Origin of the sequence: Algoriella xinjiangensis, assembly GCF_900115015.1 — a bacterium.
Classification (GTDB): domain Bacteria; phylum Bacteroidota; class Bacteroidia; order Flavobacteriales; family Weeksellaceae; genus Empedobacter; species Empedobacter xinjiangensis.
Window position 1 is genome coordinate 33421 of record NZ_FOUZ01000012.1, and the last position, 17587, is coordinate 51007.

Consider the following 17587-nt stretch of genomic DNA (forward strand, 5'->3'; position numbering starts at 1 on the left):
ACAATATAGATTTATCCGAATTTTTGCTCTAATTGTTTCATTACTTCAACCAATACTTGTACTGATTCTAATGGTAAAGCGTTGTACATAGAAGCGCGGTAACCACCAACATCACGATGTCCAGTTAACGAATCTACACCAGCTTGTTTCAACAAAGCTTCAAATTCGGCTTTTAATTCTTCGTTATTCAAAACAAAAGTAGCATTCATTTGCGAACGATCTTCTACGTTTGCTGTTCCTGTAAATAAACCATTACGGTCAATTTCAGTATACATTGTGTTCGCTTTTTCTGTATTTATTTTAGCAATTGCATCTACACCACCTTGCTCTTTTAACCATTGTAAGTTTAACATTACACCGTAAATCGCAATAACTGGCCAAGTATTGAAAGATGATTCGTTCTTGATATGCGTTGCATAATTTAAATAATCTGGAATATTACGTCCCGTTTTACCTAATAAATCTCGTTGTACAATTGCCATTGTAGAACCTGCTGGTCCCATATTTTTTTGTGCTCCGGCATAAATCACTCCAAATTTAGAAACATCTACTTTGCGCGATAAAATATCCGAAGACATATCACAAACCATTGGTACAGGCGAATTTGGGAATTGTTTCATCTGTGTACCAAAAATTGTATTGTTTGATGTGCAGTGAAAATAATCTGCATCAGTTGGTATTGTATAATCTTTTGGGATATAAGTGTAATTTTTATCTTTAGAAGAAGCAATTACATCAATTTCTCCGAAACGTTTTGCTTCTTTTATTGCATTTTCGGCCCATTTACCTGTTTGCATATAAGCAGCTTTTCCGCCTTCTTTTAATAAATTTGACGCAATAATAGGAAATTGTAACGAAGCACCTCCTTGCATAAAAATAACATCATGCGATTCTGGTACATTCATTAACTCTTTTACTAAAGCTCTTGCCGTATCAATAACCTCTACAGCATCTTTGCGACGGTGAGAAATCTCTAAAATAGAAGTTCCTGAATTGTTGAAATTAATACACGCTTCAGCCATTTTATCGAAAACGACTTGTGGTAAAATGCATGGTCCTGCACTAAAATTGTGAATTTTCATAATTAATTGTTGTGTGTTGTGTTTGTTTTTACTGTAACAAATATACTAAATCAAATGCTCAAATAGGCGATTAAATAATTGACTTTTGAACACAATTCAAACAAAAAACCCTAAACAGAATTTGTTTAGGGTTTAATGTATTTTTATAAAATATTATTTTAGTATTGAATGAAATCTACATTCATTTCTTCTGCTTTTCTTTTATAATAACCATCCTCAAGTTTTTCTTTAATCTCTGCAAATGAGTTTAATGTGTACTCGATATGTTCATCTTCGTGAGCTGCTGTAGGAATTATACGGAAAATAATCATTCCTTTTGGAATTACTGGATAAATAACTACAGAAACAAAAATACCATATTCTTCGCGCATTTCTTTCGCTAAAATAGTTGCTTCAATAGTAGAACCTTGTAAAACGATTGGTGCTACACATGTGTTAGATCCTCCAATATCAAATCCACGTTCTTGTAAACCTTTCTGAATTTTTTCTACATTACTCCACAATTTATCTTTTAATTCTGGGTGATTTCTCAATAATTCTAAACGTTTTAAACCTCCAATTACCATTGGCATTGTTAACGATTTAGCAAAAATCTGAGAACGTAAGTTATATTTTAAAATACGAATAATATCTTTATCTCCAGCAATAAAAGCACCAAAACCAGCCATAGATTTTGCGAAAGTTGAGAAATAAATATCAATTGCATCTTGACATTCTTGCTCTTCTCCTGCACCTGCACCTGTTTTTCCTAATGTACCAAAACCGTGAGCATCATCTACTAATAAACGGAATTTATATTCGTCTTTGTAAGCTACGATTTCTTTTAAGATACCTTGCTTACCAGTCATTCCGAAAACACCTTCTGTAATTACTAAGATTCCTCCTCCTGTTTTATCAGCTAATTTACGTGCACGTTTGATTGTTTTATCAAAACTTTCAATATCGTTATGTTGATAAATAAATCTTTTTCCGAAATGTAAACGAACTCCATCAACGATACAAGCGTGACATTCTGCATCATAAACGATAACATCATGTTTAGACACCAAAGCATCAATTGTAGACACCATACCTTGGTATCCGAAATTCAATAAATATGATGATTCTTTTTGAACAAAATCTGCCAATTCTTGCTCTAATTGTGCATGATAATCTGTTTGTCCAGACATTGCACGAGCACCCATTGGGTAAGCCATACCATATTCTGCTGCTGCATCAGCATCAGCTTTACGAACTTCTGGGTGATTAGCTAAACCTAAATAGTTATTAATTGACCAAGTGATAACTTTTTTACCTTGAAATTCCATTACAGGACCAATTTCTCCTTTTAGTTGAGGAAAAACATAATATCCTTCACCGTAATCAGCAAATTGACCTAATGGTCCAGGGTTTTGTTTTAAACGTTCAAAAATGTCCATTTTATTTTGTTTATTTTTTTATTAATTGAAAAAAAGTAGAAAAATGAAACATTACATTTCATCACTCTACTTTGTTACTATTTTTTTACAAATATAATCATTATTATTACACGCGCTCTACGGTAGCTCTTGATTCTAAACCGTTTAATCTACTGTTTGTAAAGCCTTGTTCTGCCATCCAATCATCGCTAAAGACTTTTGTCATATAACGTGATCCGTGATCAGGGAACAAAATAACTGCTAAAGAATTTTCGTCAAATTCTCCTTGTGCTGCTAATTGCTTATAAGCTTGTGTTGCAGCACCAGAAGTGTATCCCGCCATAATTCCTTCTTTCAAAGCAATTTCTCTGGTACGGTAAGCAGCTTCTTCGTCTGTTACTTTTATAAATTTATCAACCATACTAAAATCTAAAGCGCCGGGAACTAAATTTTTTCCCATTCCTTCAATTCTATAAGGATAAATTTCGTTTGGATCTACTTCTCCCGTTTCGTGGTAAGATTTTAAGATTGATCCATATGCATCAACTCCAATGATTTTTACATCTGGATTTAATTCTTTAATAAAACGTGCACTACCAGTTAAAGTTCCGCCTGTACCTGTACAACCGATTAGGTGTGTTATTTTACCTTCCGTTTGATTCCAGATTTCAGGACCTGTTGTTAAATAGTGAGCTTCTGTATTCCCTTGATTAAAATATTGATTAATATATAGAGAATTAGGTGTTTCGGCAGCAATACGCTTTGCAACTTCGTAGTATGATCTTGGATCATCTGCAGCTACATTAGCAGGACACAAAAATACTTTTGCACCCATTGCTTTCAAAAACGAGATTTTCTCAGCTTTAGTTTTATCCGATACCGCTAAGATACATTTGTAACCTTTTACGATAGCAACCATTGCAACAGCAAATCCAGTATTACCCGATGTTGTTTCTACAATTGTAGCACCTGGTTGTAACAAACCTTTTTCTTCAGCCTCTTCTATAATATGTAAAGCTATTCTGTCTTTTGTTGAGTGTCCAGGATTGTAACACTCTAACTTTGCATAAACTTCGCCCGGAATGTCTTGGTTAATTCTGTTTAACTGAACTAATGGAGTTTCTCCAATTAACTCTAAAACGTTTTTATATTTACCAGTCATTTCACAAATATTCTTTTCTAACAAAAAGCAAAATTAAGGATTTTTTAATTAATTGTTAAAAGATTAACGTATTAAATTAATCATATTGCAATATTTTTAAAAAATTATCATCAATTTCACGTTGTTAAATTACTTATTATTTAAATTAAAAATATGTTCTAAGATCTTTCTATCAGTAGCTGTTAAATCTACTTTTCTTCTCTCCATCATCTTTTCTGCAGCCTCACAAGCACGGTCAAAACTAAAAATCGGTGCATCGGAATTTCCGCCCCAACTATAGTGTTTTATTAAGTTTGGAGGAAACCCTGATTGAAAAACATTGGCGCAAACTCCAACAACCGTACCAGTATTAAATTGCGTATTAATTGCAGATTTTGCATAATCGCCCATTATTAAACCACAAAATTGTAAACCCGTTTTCACAAATCTACCTTCTTTGTAGCTCCATAATTTTACTTCGGCATAATTATTTTTTAGGTTAGAGTTATTTGTATCCGCACCCAAATTACACCATTCACCAATTACTGCATTTCCTAAAAACCCATCGTGTCCTTTGTTAGAATAAGCCATTAAAATAGCATTATTCAACTCTCCACCAACTTTACAATATGGTCCAATCGTACAACCCGCATAAATTTTTGCGCCCATATTAATCTTCGCATGTTCGCATAAAGCTAAACCTCCTCTAATCATCGATCCTTCCATTATTTCGGCATCTTTACCTATATAAATTGGACCTTCGGAAGCATTAAGAATTGCAAATTCTACTTTTGCACCTTCTTCTAAAAATATTTTTTCTGAATGTAAAACTCGGTTAGTTGATGAGATTGGTTGAGATGTTTTACCTGCAGTTAATAATTCAAAATCAAATTCGATTGCTTGAAAATTGTACGAAAACAAATCCCAAGAATGTTTAATATGAATTAATTCTTCTTCAAAAATGATTGAATCAACCGTAATTGTTGGTTCATTTTCTACTGTTTTTACCGCAACCAATTCGTTATTATAGACAATTGATTGTCCTATAATTAATGAATTTATTGTTTCGACTAATTTCTTTGAAGGAAAAAATGAAGGATTGATAAATATATTTTCTGATTGAAGGTTTATTGGAAATTTATCTACTAAATAAGGTACCGTTTTGTAAGAAACGGTCGTATTTAATAATCTTTCCCAACGTTCGGTAAAGGTTAAAACACCCATTCGTAATGAAGCCACTGGCTTTGTAAACGTAAGTGGCAAAAGGTTTTCCCTTTCCTCACCGTCAAAAAGAACTATATTCATCTTTTAAGAATTTGTGCAAATTTAGAAAATTATATTTTATAAGCCCTAAGATCGGTCTATATTCTGTTATTTGCATAGCCTAAAATAAATCATTCAAAATATTTGGTTGATATAAAAAGGTCTGCGTAATTTTAGGCACATTTTAATAAAACATTTCTACTTTGAAATCAGCTCCAATTCATTTCGGGTCAATCGCGTATATTTTAGACGATTACCTAGCTAATAATTCATTTTCGACTATCTTTTTTTTGGTAGACGAAAACACGCATGTGCACTGTTTACCTCTACTTTTAGCCGATTTAGACAATCTTTCTGCGTACGAAATCTTAGAAATTGACTCGGGCGAAGACAATAAAAACATCGATACGGTAACAAATCTTTGGCTTGCCTTGAGTGATTTGGGTGCCGATAGACATGCTTTAGTAATAAATGTTGGTGGTGGCGTTTTAACAGATATGGGCGGTTTTATGGCCTCTACTTTTAAGCGTGGTATTAAGTTTATCAACATTCCGACAACTTTATTATCTATGGTTGATGCATCTGCTGGTGGAAAAAATGGAATTGATTTAGAAGGAATGAAAAATATGGTTGGTACATTTAATCAACCCGAGATGGTTTTAGTCGATCCAAAATTTTTATTAACCTTAGAACAACGCCAAGTAAAATCTGGTTTAGCAGAAATGTTGAAACATGGTTTAATCAAAAATCGTGATCATTGGGATAATTTGGTTCAATTACCTTCGCATGATGCCGAAGCATTGGCTCCGTTTATTATGGATTCTATCCATCTAAAAGAAAATGTGGTCGAAAATGATCAATACGAAAAAGGTGAACGTAAAATCTTAAATTTTGGTCATACAATTGGTCATGCTATAGAAAGTGAATCGTTAGAAACTGATTTTCCGCTTTTGCATGGTGAAGCAATTGTGATTGGAATGATTATCGAAACTTTTTTGAGCTATGATCAAGAGTTAATTTCGAAAGCTGATGTAGAAGAAGTTTGCGAAAGTTTTGCTTCTATGTATGCTTTAAATACTATTGATATGCAAATTTTTCCTAACTTAATGGAATGGATGAAACACGACAAAAAGAACCAAAACAATTCGATTAACTTTAGTTTGATCAACAAAATTGGATCTTGTCGTTACGATGTAGTTTGTACTGAAGACGAAATTAGACAAGCTTTTGAAAAATATAACCAATGGATTGGGTAACAAAAAAGTCTTCTTTTTTAATAATTGGTTTACTAGTAAGTTTTTTTCTTAGCGCATGTACATCACTTTTTAAAAAAGATGAACCTATAAAAGCAACAACAAACACAATTGCAATGAATAATAAACCTGAATTTAACATAAACAAAAGCGACGAAGAGTGGCAAAAAGAGCTTTCTCCAGAACAATATTATGTAATGAGAGAAGCTGGTACCGAACGTCCTTTTACAGGAAAATTTAACATGCATTTTGAACAAGGTGTTTACACGTGCGGTGCATGTGGCGAAGAATTATTTTCTTCTTCATCTAAATTTGACGGACATTGCGGTTGGCCAAGTTTTGATGAAGAAATAAAAGAAGGTAAAATCGTAGAACACATTGACAATACACACGGAATGGTTCGCAAAGAAATTTTATGTGGTAATTGTGGAAGTCATTTAGGGCATGTTTTTGACGATGGGCCAACAGAAACAGGTTTACGTTATTGCGTAAATTCTTTATCACTCGATTTTAAATCTGAAAAATAATTTTTAAAAGCTGTTATATCAACAGCTTTTTTTACTTCAAAATAGTACACAACATTATGAAAGCATTACGAATTACCATCATATTAATTTTATTATTACTTATCGTTAACGGAGTTTATAACTACAATCTCATGGTTAATTTTAGTATTACAGATCGCCCTGTTAATCCATTACGTTATGCGTTTTTCATTGGCTATTTCTTTTTGATAATATTAAATTTAAACGAATTTATTCGCAATAAATTCAACTACGGATCATTCAAAAAAGCATTCTATTACTTGGTTTTTGCCTTCTATTTATTCTGCATATTTATGTTTAAATACAACGATTACGAAATTCCAGGATTACCTTTATTAGGTTATTTTACTTTAGTTGCAATCACTATTTTTATGATAAGCTTGATGCTAAAAAACAAACCCGTTTATAAGCGCGTAAAAAAATAAAATCTTCGAAATGAATTCGATTTCGGATAGAATTACATTCAAGCAAATTAATCAATTGGCAATTCCAGCTATATTTTCTGGAATTGCCGAATCATTAATTACATTAACCGATATTGCAATGATTGGTCATGTTCCCGATAATTCTGTAGAAGCATTAGCTGCAGCGGGTTTAGTTGGTAGTTTTTTATCAGGAATAATTTGGATTGTAGCGCAAACCAAAACATCAATTTCTTCTCTTGTTTCTCAAAATTTTGGAGCAAATAAACTAAACGAAGTAAAATATTTGGTTCCGCAAGCGCTTTATTTTAATGTATTTTTAAGTTTACTTATTCTAATTCCGACCTACTTTTTTGCAGAACAATTGTTTAAATTATATAATGCAAAAGATTTGGTTTTGGATTTCTCTGTTGATTATTACAAAATCCGAGCATTTGGTTTTCCATTAACCTTAATTTCATTAACTATTTTCGGTTCATTTAGAGGAATACAAAATACAATTTGGGCGATGAAATGTAGTCTTACAGCCGCATTTATTCATGTGTTTTTAGATTATATTTTAATCTTCGGAATTGATAATTTTATTCCTGCTTATCATATCAAAGGCGCGGCTTATGCAAGTCTAATTGCGCAATTGATTATGGTAATTATGGCTTTTTATTATTATTTTACCAAAACTCCTTTCCGATTAAATCCCGGAAAATCAATTCATCCTTATTTTAAAAAGTACGTTTACCTCAGTTTCAATTTTATTCTCAGAACGGCTTCGCTCAATATTGCTTTCTTTTTGGCGAATTCTTACGCAACTGGTTATGGTAAAAATTATATTGCGGCTCAAAGTATTTTAATGAATATTTGGTTATTCTTTTCCTTTTTTATTGATGGTTATGCAGGTGCAGGAAATGCAATGGCAGGACGATTATTAGGCGAAAAAAACTATCCGAAATTATGGATTTTGAGTAAAGATATTTCTAAATATTCGGTGCTAATATCTATCATTTTAATTGTTATTTGTTTTACTTTTTATACTCAAATTGGCGAATTATTCAACAAGAATTCTCAAGTATTAACCATTTTCAATTCTGTATTTTGGATGATATTATTAATGCAACCAATCAATACATTGGCATATATTTTTGATGGATTTTTTAAAGGAATGGGTGATGCAAAACTGCTCCGAAACAATCTAATTATCGCAACTTTTTGCGGCTTTTTACCAACTTTAATTATTAGCGATTATGTTGGATTAAACATTTATGGAATTTGGTTAGCTTTCGGAATTTGGATGCTAATTCGTAGTTTTCCGTTGATGTATATTTTCAGAAAAAGAATCCTTCAAAACAGCTAAAAATGCTGCAGTTTTCATCTTTTTTAAAAATTTTTCAAAAAAGAATGCAACATCTTTCAACTTCCTACGTCTAGTTTATAAGAAACGTAATGTAACCTTGAGAATTTTGAAAGTAGAAAATACTCCATATACCGATAAAGAATTACTGATTTTATGCAAATCGGGTACAGAATTGGGTTACTCTCAATTGTATCATCGGTACTCAAAATCGGTGTTTAATACCGTTTTTCGATTGGTGACAGAAGTTTCTGAAGCAGAAGATTTAACGCAAGATATTTTTGTGTCAATCTTTTCTGATATTCAAAAATTAATGGATATCGACAATTTAGGTGCTTGGTTAAAACGTGTTTCGATTAATAAATCAATTTCTCATTTAAGAAAAAAGAAGGTTTATTTTTCTGATGTAGAAAACTCAAATATTATTGATGAAAGCGAAGAACAATTACTAGAAAAACAAAATTGGGACAATAAAATTGAAGAAATTCTGAAAGCAATTGAAACTTTACCAATCGATACAAAAACAATTGTTAACCTATATTTATTCGAAAATATTCCGCAAGAAGAAATTGCAAATATGCTCGGAATAAGTAACACAACGGTAAGAAGCAAATATCACCGCGCAAAAAAGAAAATCTTACAATCATTAGAACAAACGATGTCTTATGGATGATAAATTAAAAAAATATATAGATAAAAATAGAGCTGATTTTGATAACAAAGAACCATCAGCAGAGCTCTGGAAAAGAATTCAAACAAATATTCCGCAACAACCAAAAGTTTTGGTTCCGCAAAAAAAATGGAATATTGGCTATTGGAGCATCGCTGCAAGTGCGCTTATTTTGGTAAGTATTGGTCTTTATTTTATGCAAAATGATCATTCTGTTTCGGTAACAAAAGAACAAATTGTTGTCAAACAAAAAACAGAAAAAGTAAAGCAAAAAGAACAAATTAATTCAGTTCTTGAAAAGTTAGAAAATAAAAAATCAAACCAAATTGAAGTTGTAACTCACAATAAAAAAATAGAAATAAAAGAAACTGTTTTACCAATAAAAGAAGAAAAGACAATTGTTGAACATACAGATAACTCAGAAATTTTAAGTCTTTTGAGCGATCAACAATCAACAAGTAATCGTATTAATGGAATTGCAAAATTAGGGGAATTTTCTACCTTGAATTCGGAAGAAAAAGAATGGTTGACAGCACTTGCTTTAAAAGATCAAAATACAATTGTTCGTCTAAATGCAATCGAAGTTTTATCATCTAAACTAGCTAAGACAACAGCTTCTGATGAAATGACTAAAATTTTTATGGAGCAAGATAATCCTATGGTTCAAATGGAATTAATCGGAATTATTGCGCACTTAAACAACGATACTTTAGATCAACAATTGATAAAAAAATTACAAGAAATTGTTTTAGATCCTAAAACGATGCCTTTTGTAAAAGATGAAGCGTATGCGGTGCTTCTTAAAAAAGAAAATAATCAATAAATTTTATATTATGATGAAAAAAACTATGCTAATTGTGACTTCATTAGTAATGATGTCACTTTACGGACAAACTCAATCCGAATCAAATGAGAATGATAAACAAACCTATCAAGTTTCGGTAAATAAGGGTAAAATTCTGATTAATCTTGGAAAAGCAACAATTGAAGGTTATGATGGAAAAGAAATCGTTTTTTCGAAAGATAATTCGTCTAAAAATGTAGATGAACGCGCAAAAGGTTTACGTGCTGTAAATGCAATGGGACTAGAAGACAACACTGGTTTAGGAATTAATGTTATCGAAAAAAATGGAACTGTAGAGGTTAATCAACTAAAAAGAATTAGTCCGCCAAATATAAAAATTCTTGTTCCAAAAAATATGCTTGTGTCTTTTAATCATCAATCTCAATATGGTGGAACTGTAACTTTCAAAAATATTGAAAGCGAAATTGATGCTTCTACAACATACAACAACATGGTGTTCGAAAATGTAACTGGTCCTACAACAATCAGCAGCGTTTATGGTAGTATTGATGCAAAATTTAGTACAAATATCAAAAGTCCGTTGTCTGTGGTTTCTATTTACGGAAATGTTGATGTAAGCTTGCCAAAAACGGCAAAAGCGAATGTAAAAGTGACGACCAATTATGGTGAAATTTTAGTTGCGCCAGAATTACCTTTAAAAATTGAGAAAAAATTGAGCGAAGAAATGTTTAACGATCAATTAAATGCAACGTTAAACGGCGGTGGAAATACTTATAATTTTAGATCTGATTATGGAAAAGTATATTTAAGAGCTTTATGAAAACAATCTTCTCTTTAGCAATAAGTTTATTCGCAGTCATCACATTTGCGCAAACTAATTTACAAAAGCAATTTTCTGTTCCACAAGGAAAAGAATTGGTCTTGAAATTTGATTATCCTCAACTCATTAAAATTAGTACTTGGGATAAAAACGAAGTAGAAATTACTGGAAAAGTAAACATAAATAATGGCGAAAATAATTCGTTTTTCGAAATTACAGAACGTGTCTTAAATAACGAAAAAGTAATCGAAGGCAAAATTCCTAATTATAAAAATCTTCCACAACAGCTTACAGCTTATCTTGGAAAAGAAAAAATGGAATTTAATACCGAAAAAGAACTTCTTCAATATGAAAAAGACAAAAATGTAAAGTTTAAAATAAAATCATACAATGCTAAACTAGAAATCGAATTAGAGATAAAAGTTCCGCGTCACATGAAAACTAAAATTGAATCGATTTATGGAACAGTTGAAGTTAAAAAATTTGATGCACCAATTATTGCAAAATCAACTTATGGTAGTGTAGATGCTACTTTGGATGAAAAAAAAGTTGGCGAAATTTTGATTGAATATTTTTACGGAAAAATTTATACTAATCTTAATTTACCAATTAAAACCATAAAATCTGAAGATTTTCATACTATTATGACGGCTTTTTCTGGAAAAGAACCTCGTCAAGAATTTTCCTCTCAATACGGAAATATTTACTTGAGAAAATAATTTTTCTTCAGTTCTAAATAATTCTCGTTCTTCAAAATCATATTTTTAAAGCGTAAAATAAAACAATTTACAATGGTCTAAAATTGTAGATTTAGCTACTGCTTTGTCTTTTTTTGATGCTAAATATGAATCATTTTTATAACAAAATAATCCCGTCCAACTTATGAACGGGATTATTTATGTTGAATTATTTTTTAAATTAAATCTAAAATTTAATTGTTTCTTACTAAGGTGTAGAAATTGAAGCTTGTTGTACTTTTCCGTTAAAATATTTCCAACCATTCAACCCAAAATCAACTAAATATTCTGCCATTTCGTGTGGTTGTGTTGGGGCAATATATCCAGGAAAAGCCTCTTCTAACATTTCTGTTTGCACCGCTCCTAAAGCAACTGCATTAATTCTTGGTCCGTGATCTTTTAATTCTTCGGCTAACAATTCAGTCAAATTAACTGTTGCAGATTTTGAGGAAGAATAAACAGATAAACCAGGAAATTTAACTGATCCTTGCACCGCTCCCATCGTCGAAACATTAACTACATGCGACGAAATCGTGAATTTATTCAATAAAACTTGAACCAAACGATAAGGCGCCATAAAATTAACTTTCCAAGACATGATTAGGTCTTCTTCAGTAATTTCTGCGAAAGGTTTATTAATACACAAACCTGCATTATTGTACAAAATATCTACTTTATCCCAATTTTCAATCGCTGTTAAAACGTTCGAAATTTCATCAAAATTAGACAAATCAATTCCGATAAACGTAAATTGTCCTTCTTTAGCAAAAACCTCTAACTCCTTTAATTTATCTACATTACGAGAAATTGTCAAAACGCGGTTTCCTAATTGCAAATGTTGTTTTGCCAATTCATACCCAATTCCTCTACTCGCTCCTGTTATGATTATATTTTTCATTTTGCTGTATAAAGTTTATGATTGCTTGAATATTTTCAAACTTTTGATTGCCAAAGATGATATTATTTTCTGTTATTTCAATATGATTTTCCGCATTATTTTCTACCTGAATTCCATTTCTCATCAACGCATTTTTTACCCAAAAAGCCAATTCAGAGTTACCTTTAACTCCAATTGATTTTCTAAAATTCTTCTTCGTTAAAAAACGATTTGTATCCGAATCATAACTTAAATTTTGATTGGATAATTTCTGCATAATCTGAAATTCAAAAGCAGCTTGTTCGGGTATATTTTCCTTTAACTCGTTGTTTTCTATCCACCAAATTTTGTCCGATTTTTCAATTGCAAAATCCACGTTATGCGTAATCATCAAAAAAGATTTATTTGTTTTTGATTTAATCTCATTCAATAAATTAAAAATTTTATATTGATTTGCTAAATCCAAATTTGATGTTGGTTCGTCTAAAATCACCAATTTTGAATCTTGACACAATGCACGCGCAATCATCACCAACTGCAATTGTCCTTCGCTAATTTGATTTGCATAATGCGTTTTCAAATCATAAATACCAACCATTTCTAAAACTTCATCAACCAAAGAAAGTTCTTCATTCGAAATCTTTTTTAACACTTTATGATAAGGCAAACGCCCCATAGCAACCAATTCTGAAACTTTAATTTTCGGAACGATAGAAAGTCGAGGCAAAACAACCGCAATTTCCTGAGCAATTTCTTGAGCAGATAACTTTTGAATAGATTGATTTTCGATTAAAATTGAACCATTTAATATTTTCTGAAAACCTAAAATAGAATTAATCAACGTTGATTTTCCCACTCCATTTTTTCCTAAAACAGCAACCAATTCATTTTCAGAAATTGAAGCATTAATAGACGAAACAATTTTTTGAGAACCATAACCAACCGTTACATTCTCTAAACGTAAAATCTCTGTATTCATCGAACTTCGTTTTTATTATTCAACAAAATACTAATCACAATTGGCGCACCAAATAACGCGGTAATAATGTTAATTGGTAAAGTTCCGAACGGAAAAATTTCTGTCAATATCGAGAATAAAAGCATAAAAAATATTCCCGAAACAAAAATCCACCGGTACAAAACACGCATATCTCCGGTTTTTAAAAGTGTACGACAAATATGTGGAATTGCTAATCCTATAAAACCAATTGGTCCTGCAAAAGCCGTTGCAGAAGCTGTTAGCAATGCGGTTGCAATTAAAATTATAAAGCGTAATTTTTTAATATTTATTCCCAACGATTGTGCATATCGTTCGCCTAAAAGTAAAGCTGTAATTCCGCGTAAAGAAAATAATGAAACAATGATACCAGAAAGTACAAACAAAGCAAAAATACTAATTTGCTGCCACGATAATCCGCTTAATGAGCCAAATCCCCAAATCAAAAAAGCTTTGATTTTATCTGATGGTGCAAAATATTGCATCATACCAATTAATGCGCCCGATAAACCCGAAATCATAAATCCTAAAATAACCAATGATGCTGCCGATTTTACGCGAAACGAAAATACAATAACAATTAATAAAGCCGTTATTGCACCCAAAAAAGAAGCGATAATTGTAATCCAAGGATTATTTAGATATTGATCTAATCCTATTATTGAAAAAAGAAAAATAACCACACCAACACCCAAACTTGCCATAGATGTAATTCCTAAAACAGACGGATCTGCCAACGGATTTTTAAAAAGCTCTTGCATCAAAAATCCTGAAATTGGCAACGAAATACCAACCAACAAAGCTGTAATAGATTTTGGTAATCGGAAATTGAGTACCAAATTATTTATCATTTCGTCCGATGTTCCGAAAAATACGTGGTAAATTTCGTTGAAAGAAATCGATACTTTCCCGACACTCAAACTTGCTATAAACAAGATTAGCGTAAAAAATAAAAAGGCAAAAAATAGTGGTTTTTCTTTCATCTAGACAAATATAGAAATTCTAATAATTTGTTAAGGTTTAAAAAACGTTTGTATTGATATAGTTTTTATCATTAGTTTCGCTGAAATGAATTTGAAGAGTTTTATATTAATTGTTTGTTCTGCGTTGCTACTTATTACACCATGTAGCATCAAAGCGTCTATCCATACCATTTTTGAGATAGAATCGGCTCAACATGCAACAAAAACTTCTCAAACAAAGACACTTCAAGCAAAATCAATTTCGTGCTCGGTTATAAAATTTGAAGCGATAAAAAAATCAATTCAAAAAGTAGATTTTTATCACGTTGATTTTACTCCAACTATTTTCAATTTTATTCAACTTGCGCGTTCATCATTACCTGATGAAAATTTTTCTAAAGAAGTTGAAATCTCTTCACCAAAAATACCTTTTTACCTTTTATATAAGCAATTGAAATATTCGTTGTTGTTTTAATCTAACCTTTTTTTGAGGTTATAATTTACTACATAAACAATAAATATTCAAACACTTATACACTTATTACATGCAAAATAAATCTGTTTTATCAATGGGTAATGCTGTTTTGGCATTACGTTTAATCATTGGTTGGACGTACTTTTCGGCTTTTTGGAGGCGTTTAATTTTAGAAAATAAACTTGATCCCGAAGCTGCTGGCTATATTGGCGAAAAATTCAATCATTTTTTACCAAATGCACTTTTCATCAAACCACTTATTCAATATTTAGTCGAAAATCCTGAAGTTTTACTTTACAAAATGTGGATTTTTACACTTGTAGAAGGTTTTGTTGGATTATTTCTGATGATTGGTTTCAAAACACGTTTAATTAGTATTGTTGTTTTTTTCTTGGCAATGGGAATTCTTTTGGGTTCTGGTTGGATTGGAACAACTTGCTTGGACGAATGGCAAATTGGTGTTTTAGGTTTGGCAGGAGGTTTTACGCTTTTTCAGGCTGGTAGCGGGCAATTTTCGCTGGATTATTTTATCAATAAAAATAATTTTATCAGACAAGAAGAAAAATGGAATAAAACTTCTCAATCTAAATTCACGCCTTATTTTGTTGCGTTTAGTTTCTTTTTACTTTTTGCAACATTGTACACTAATCAAGTTTTTCATGGTGGTGTTTACGGAACTTTACACAATAAATCTGTTAAACCGAAACTAGAAATCACGAATCTTAAACAACAAAAAAATCAAGTTTCATTTGATGTTATGCGCGTAGAAGGCGCCGATGTTTATGGCTCTTTTTTAATTCAAATTGATTTTATAAATCATCAAAATAAAACAATCGAAACATTGGATATGAATGAATTATCGAAGTTGCCAAAACATCAAATTTCTAATTATTATGTAGCAAAAGTTACACCGCACAAACACAGTTTAGTGTTACCTTTGGGTGCGAAAGCTAATTTAAATTTTGAACTAGAAGAACAAATTCACAAAGTAATTTTAACCGATATAAGCGGCTTACAATGGGAACAAACAATAACAAATTAATAGAAATGATAAAAAGAAATTATTCAACAATAATTATAGGTGCATTGGTTTTGGTTTTACTTTTTGTACCAGAAGCAAAAGCAGTTGTACAACAAGGTTTCATGAAATTAGGTTTATTTCAGCCTAAGTTAGAAAAAGTTGAAACGACAACTAAAACAGAAGCAAATTATAAATTTGAAATGGTTGATGCTAATGGAAAAGCAACAACTTTAGAAGATTTGAAAGGCAAAGTAGTTTTTCTTAATTTTTGGGCAACTTGGTGTCCGCCTTGTATTGCAGAAATGCCAACAATACAAACGTTATACGATAAATTTAAAGACGATAAAGATGTTGTTATTTTAACGGTAGAAGTTGAAGGAAAACGTGATAAAGTTGCAAAATTTATGGCGCGTAAAAAATTAACTTTACCAGTTGTTTATCCTACTTCGGCAATTCCGACAGATTTTTTTAACGGTTCTTTACCTACAACTGTTATTTTAGATAAACAAGGAAATATTGCGCATACAACAATTGGTATGGCAGATTATTCTGGAACAGATGTTGAAGATTTTTTAAACGAATTGAAAACAAGTAAATAATTAATAAAAGCGCATTTCTATTTGAAATGCGCTTTTTATTTAATCATGTTTTAAATCATTTTATTATTCTTATTAAGTCTAAATAAATATATTTGCTTCATAAATTTTAACTTTTATGATTAAAAAATATTTACTTTTTTCGGTCTTAATGACAACTTTAACTAATGCTCAAAATATAACAGCGGGAAATAATGTTGGTGATACAGGTCAAACCGAATTAATATATCAAGATGAGACAGTAAACTATAAAACGGTACGAGCTGCTGATGGTTACGAATGGTTACAACAAAACTTGGGTAGTAAACAAATTGCAACAACTATAAATGATGAAGCTGCTTATGGTGATTATTTTCAATGGGGAAGATGGGATGATGGACATCAATTAAAAAACTCGGAAACAAGCGAAGATTATCCAACACCTAATAACCCCTTGGGTTTAGAAAAAGGCAATCCTTTATTTTTTATAAATGGAGGTTCACCATGGAGTAGTAATTATGATGGTTGGTTTGCAAATCCTAATCAAGATGATAGCTGGAATGCTAAGAATATAGCTGAAATAACTGCAAATAATGGAATGGATCCTTGTAAAGCTATTGGCGAAACATGGGAAATACCAACCGAAGCTGATTGGACAAATTTAATGGAAAAAGAAAAAATCAATCCAAAAGATGATTCAGATTCGAGAAATGGAATTACACGTGCTTTTGAAAGTAATTTAAAAATTGTAGGTGCTGGTGCAAGAAAAGATAATAGTTTTGCTTTTGTTGGACAACGCGCATATATTTGGACAAAATCTGCAAGTGCCAATCCAAATTTTTATAGATACGTATATTTAAGTGGAGCAATTGCTGGATTTGGAGGTGATGCTAAAAGTCATGGATATACTGTTCGTTGTGTCAATAAATCTTCAAATTTAACTATAACAGATCAACAGTTAAACAAAAATAAAATTTATGCCGTTGTACAAAATGATGTCTTAAAAATTGTTTCTGGATCAAAAATAAAGAATCTAAAACTTTACAATACAAATGGACAACTTATACTATCATCATTCAACGATAATATAAATATATCAAAATTAAATCATGGAATTTATTTTGCTATAATACTATCAAATGATGATTCTACAACAACTTTAAAATTTATCAAGAAATAATTTATATCTAGTTTAATCTT

The 17587-nt window shown here is 31.2% G+C and carries 19 protein-coding genes; 12 read left to right on the forward strand and 7 right to left on the reverse strand.

Features of this window, described 5'->3' with window-relative positions; all coding sequences use genetic code 11:
- Positions 1 to 11: 11 nt before the first annotated feature.
- The 4 genes from serC to BM072_RS11895 all read right to left on the reverse strand — a co-directional run bounded on the left by serC (position 12) and on the right by BM072_RS11895 (position 4925).
- Entirely contained in the window at positions 12 to 1082 is a 1071-nt protein-coding gene (gene serC / locus BM072_RS11880; RefSeq protein ID WP_092908897.1) for a 3-phosphoserine/phosphohydroxythreonine transaminase, read from the reverse strand.
- A 158-nt stretch (positions 1083 to 1240) separates the two neighbouring features.
- Positions 1241 to 2500, reverse strand: a complete 1260-nt coding sequence (locus BM072_RS11885) for an aminotransferase class I/II-fold pyridoxal phosphate-dependent enzyme (RefSeq protein WP_092908898.1) — start codon at positions 2498 to 2500, stop codon at positions 1241 to 1243.
- Between the two features lie 106 nt (positions 2501 to 2606).
- A complete protein-coding gene (locus tag BM072_RS11890; protein ID WP_092908899.1) occupies positions 2607 to 3641 on the reverse strand; it encodes a PLP-dependent cysteine synthase family protein in 1035 nt (344 codons plus the stop codon).
- A gap of 129 nt (positions 3642 to 3770) precedes the next feature.
- Positions 3771 to 4925 (reverse strand): GlmU family protein, encoded by a 1155-nt coding sequence (locus BM072_RS11895; RefSeq protein WP_092908900.1) that lies wholly within the window; start codon positions 4923 to 4925, stop codon positions 3771 to 3773.
- A gap of 161 nt (positions 4926 to 5086) precedes the next feature.
- Here BM072_RS11895 and aroB point away from each other — a divergent pair, with 161 nt between their 5' ends.
- The 8 genes from aroB to BM072_RS11930 all read left to right on the forward strand — a co-directional run bounded on the left by aroB (position 5087) and on the right by BM072_RS11930 (position 11462).
- Positions 5087 to 6139 carry a 3-dehydroquinate synthase gene (aroB, locus tag BM072_RS11900; protein WP_092908901.1) on the forward strand — a complete coding sequence of 351 codons (1053 nt, stop codon included), beginning with the start codon at positions 5087 to 5089 and terminating at the stop codon, positions 6137 to 6139.
- Entirely contained in the window at positions 6127 to 6663 is a 537-nt protein-coding gene (gene msrB, locus BM072_RS11905) for a peptide-methionine (R)-S-oxide reductase MsrB (protein ID WP_092908902.1), read from the forward strand. The genes aroB and msrB overlap by 13 nt, the downstream gene beginning before the upstream one ends.
- A gap of 56 nt (positions 6664 to 6719) precedes the next feature.
- On the forward strand, positions 6720 to 7106 hold the full coding sequence (locus BM072_RS15415) for a hypothetical protein (protein ID WP_125113201.1): 387 nt from the start codon (positions 6720 to 6722) through the stop codon (positions 7104 to 7106).
- A 10-nt stretch (positions 7107 to 7116) separates the two neighbouring features.
- Complete coding sequence (locus tag BM072_RS11910; protein WP_420836350.1) at positions 7117 to 8451, forward strand: MATE family efflux transporter; 1335 nt, start codon at positions 7117 to 7119, stop codon at positions 8449 to 8451.
- 106 nt (positions 8452 to 8557) lie between these two features.
- Complete coding sequence (locus BM072_RS11915; RefSeq protein WP_177190315.1) at positions 8558 to 9121, forward strand: RNA polymerase sigma factor; 564 nt, start codon at positions 8558 to 8560, stop codon at positions 9119 to 9121.
- Complete coding sequence (locus BM072_RS11920; protein ID WP_092908904.1) at positions 9114 to 9941, forward strand: hypothetical protein; 828 nt, start codon at positions 9114 to 9116, stop codon at positions 9939 to 9941. Before BM072_RS11915 ends, BM072_RS11920 begins: the two co-directional genes overlap by 8 nt.
- Positions 9942 to 9951: 10 nt before the next feature.
- Positions 9952 to 10743: a DUF4097 family beta strand repeat-containing protein gene (locus BM072_RS11925; protein ID WP_092908905.1), complete on the forward strand. Its 792-nt coding sequence runs from the start codon at positions 9952 to 9954 to the stop codon at positions 10741 to 10743.
- Positions 10740 to 11462 carry a hypothetical protein gene (locus BM072_RS11930; RefSeq protein WP_092908906.1) on the forward strand — a complete coding sequence of 241 codons (723 nt, stop codon included), beginning with the start codon at positions 10740 to 10742 and terminating at the stop codon, positions 11460 to 11462. The genes BM072_RS11925 and BM072_RS11930 overlap by 4 nt, the downstream gene beginning before the upstream one ends.
- Before the next feature lie 226 nt (positions 11463 to 11688).
- Here BM072_RS11930 and BM072_RS11935 read toward each other — a convergent pair whose 3' ends face one another.
- Genes BM072_RS11935 through BM072_RS11945 form a run of 3 tightly spaced genes read right to left on the reverse strand, consistent with a single transcriptional unit; the run spans position 11689 to position 14337 of the window.
- Complete coding sequence (locus BM072_RS11935) at positions 11689 to 12378, reverse strand: SDR family NAD(P)-dependent oxidoreductase (protein WP_092908907.1); 690 nt, start codon at positions 12376 to 12378, stop codon at positions 11689 to 11691.
- Positions 12347 to 13336 (reverse strand): ABC transporter ATP-binding protein, encoded by a 990-nt coding sequence (locus BM072_RS11940; RefSeq protein ID WP_092908908.1) that lies wholly within the window; start codon positions 13334 to 13336, stop codon positions 12347 to 12349. The genes BM072_RS11935 and BM072_RS11940 overlap by 32 nt, the downstream gene beginning before the upstream one ends.
- On the reverse strand, positions 13333 to 14337 hold the full coding sequence (locus tag BM072_RS11945) for a FecCD family ABC transporter permease (RefSeq protein WP_092908909.1): 1005 nt from the start codon (positions 14335 to 14337) through the stop codon (positions 13333 to 13335). The genes BM072_RS11940 and BM072_RS11945 overlap by 4 nt, the downstream gene beginning before the upstream one ends.
- A gap of 85 nt (positions 14338 to 14422) precedes the next feature.
- Between BM072_RS11945 and BM072_RS11950 the strand changes: the two genes are divergently transcribed.
- The 4 genes from BM072_RS11950 (at position 14423) to BM072_RS11965 (ending at position 17567) form a co-directional block, all read left to right on the forward strand.
- Positions 14423 to 14791 carry a hypothetical protein gene (locus BM072_RS11950; protein ID WP_092908910.1) on the forward strand — a complete coding sequence of 123 codons (369 nt, stop codon included), beginning with the start codon at positions 14423 to 14425 and terminating at the stop codon, positions 14789 to 14791.
- Positions 14792 to 14861: 70 nt separating this feature from the next.
- Complete coding sequence (locus BM072_RS11955) at positions 14862 to 15833, forward strand: TQO small subunit DoxD (protein WP_245752161.1); 972 nt, start codon at positions 14862 to 14864, stop codon at positions 15831 to 15833.
- Positions 15834 to 15838: 5 nt separating this feature from the next.
- Positions 15839 to 16411 (forward strand): TlpA family protein disulfide reductase, encoded by a 573-nt coding sequence (locus tag BM072_RS11960; RefSeq protein WP_245752163.1) that lies wholly within the window; start codon positions 15839 to 15841, stop codon positions 16409 to 16411.
- Positions 16412 to 16526: 115 nt separating this feature from the next.
- Positions 16527 to 17567: a T9SS type A sorting domain-containing protein gene (locus BM072_RS11965; protein ID WP_092908912.1), complete on the forward strand. Its 1041-nt coding sequence runs from the start codon at positions 16527 to 16529 to the stop codon at positions 17565 to 17567.
- Positions 17568 to 17587: the final 20 nt, after the last annotated feature.

Bases quoted from the DNA above. Each gene is read 5' to 3' on its own strand.
- serC (WP_092908897.1), bottom strand. From the start codon at position 1,082: ATGAAAATTCACAATTTTAGTGCAGGACCATGCATTTTACCACAAGTC.
- BM072_RS11885 (WP_092908898.1), bottom strand. From the start codon at position 2,500: ATGGACATTTTTGAACGTTTAAAACAAAACCCTGGACCATTAGGTCAA.
- BM072_RS11890 (WP_092908899.1), bottom strand. From the start codon at position 3,641: ATGACTGGTAAATATAAAAACGTTTTAGAGTTAATTGGAGAAACTCCA.
- BM072_RS11895 (WP_092908900.1), bottom strand. From the start codon at position 4,925: ATGAATATAGTTCTTTTTGACGGTGAGGAAAGGGAAAACCTTTTGCCA.
- msrB (WP_092908902.1), top strand. From the start codon at position 6,127: ATGGATTGGGTAACAAAAAAGTCTTCTTTTTTAATAATTGGTTTACTA.
- BM072_RS15415 (WP_125113201.1), top strand. From the start codon at position 6,720: ATGAAAGCATTACGAATTACCATCATATTAATTTTATTATTACTTATC.
- BM072_RS11910 (WP_420836350.1), top strand. From the start codon at position 7,117: ATGAATTCGATTTCGGATAGAATTACATTCAAGCAAATTAATCAATTG.
- BM072_RS11920 (WP_092908904.1), top strand. From the start codon at position 9,114: ATGGATGATAAATTAAAAAAATATATAGATAAAAATAGAGCTGATTTT.
- BM072_RS11925 (WP_092908905.1), top strand. From the start codon at position 9,952: ATGATGAAAAAAACTATGCTAATTGTGACTTCATTAGTAATGATGTCA.
- BM072_RS11930 (WP_092908906.1), top strand. From the start codon at position 10,740: ATGAAAACAATCTTCTCTTTAGCAATAAGTTTATTCGCAGTCATCACA.
- BM072_RS11935 (WP_092908907.1), bottom strand. From the start codon at position 12,378: ATGAAAAATATAATCATAACAGGAGCGAGTAGAGGAATTGGGTATGAA.
- BM072_RS11940 (WP_092908908.1), bottom strand. From the start codon at position 13,336: ATGAATACAGAGATTTTACGTTTAGAGAATGTAACGGTTGGTTATGGT.
- BM072_RS11945 (WP_092908909.1), bottom strand. From the start codon at position 14,337: ATGAAAGAAAAACCACTATTTTTTGCCTTTTTATTTTTTACGCTAATC.
- BM072_RS11950 (WP_092908910.1), top strand. From the start codon at position 14,423: ATGAATTTGAAGAGTTTTATATTAATTGTTTGTTCTGCGTTGCTACTT.
- BM072_RS11955 (WP_245752161.1), top strand. From the start codon at position 14,862: ATGCAAAATAAATCTGTTTTATCAATGGGTAATGCTGTTTTGGCATTA.
- BM072_RS11960 (WP_245752163.1), top strand. From the start codon at position 15,839: ATGATAAAAAGAAATTATTCAACAATAATTATAGGTGCATTGGTTTTG.
- BM072_RS11965 (WP_092908912.1), top strand. From the start codon at position 16,527: ATGATTAAAAAATATTTACTTTTTTCGGTCTTAATGACAACTTTAACT.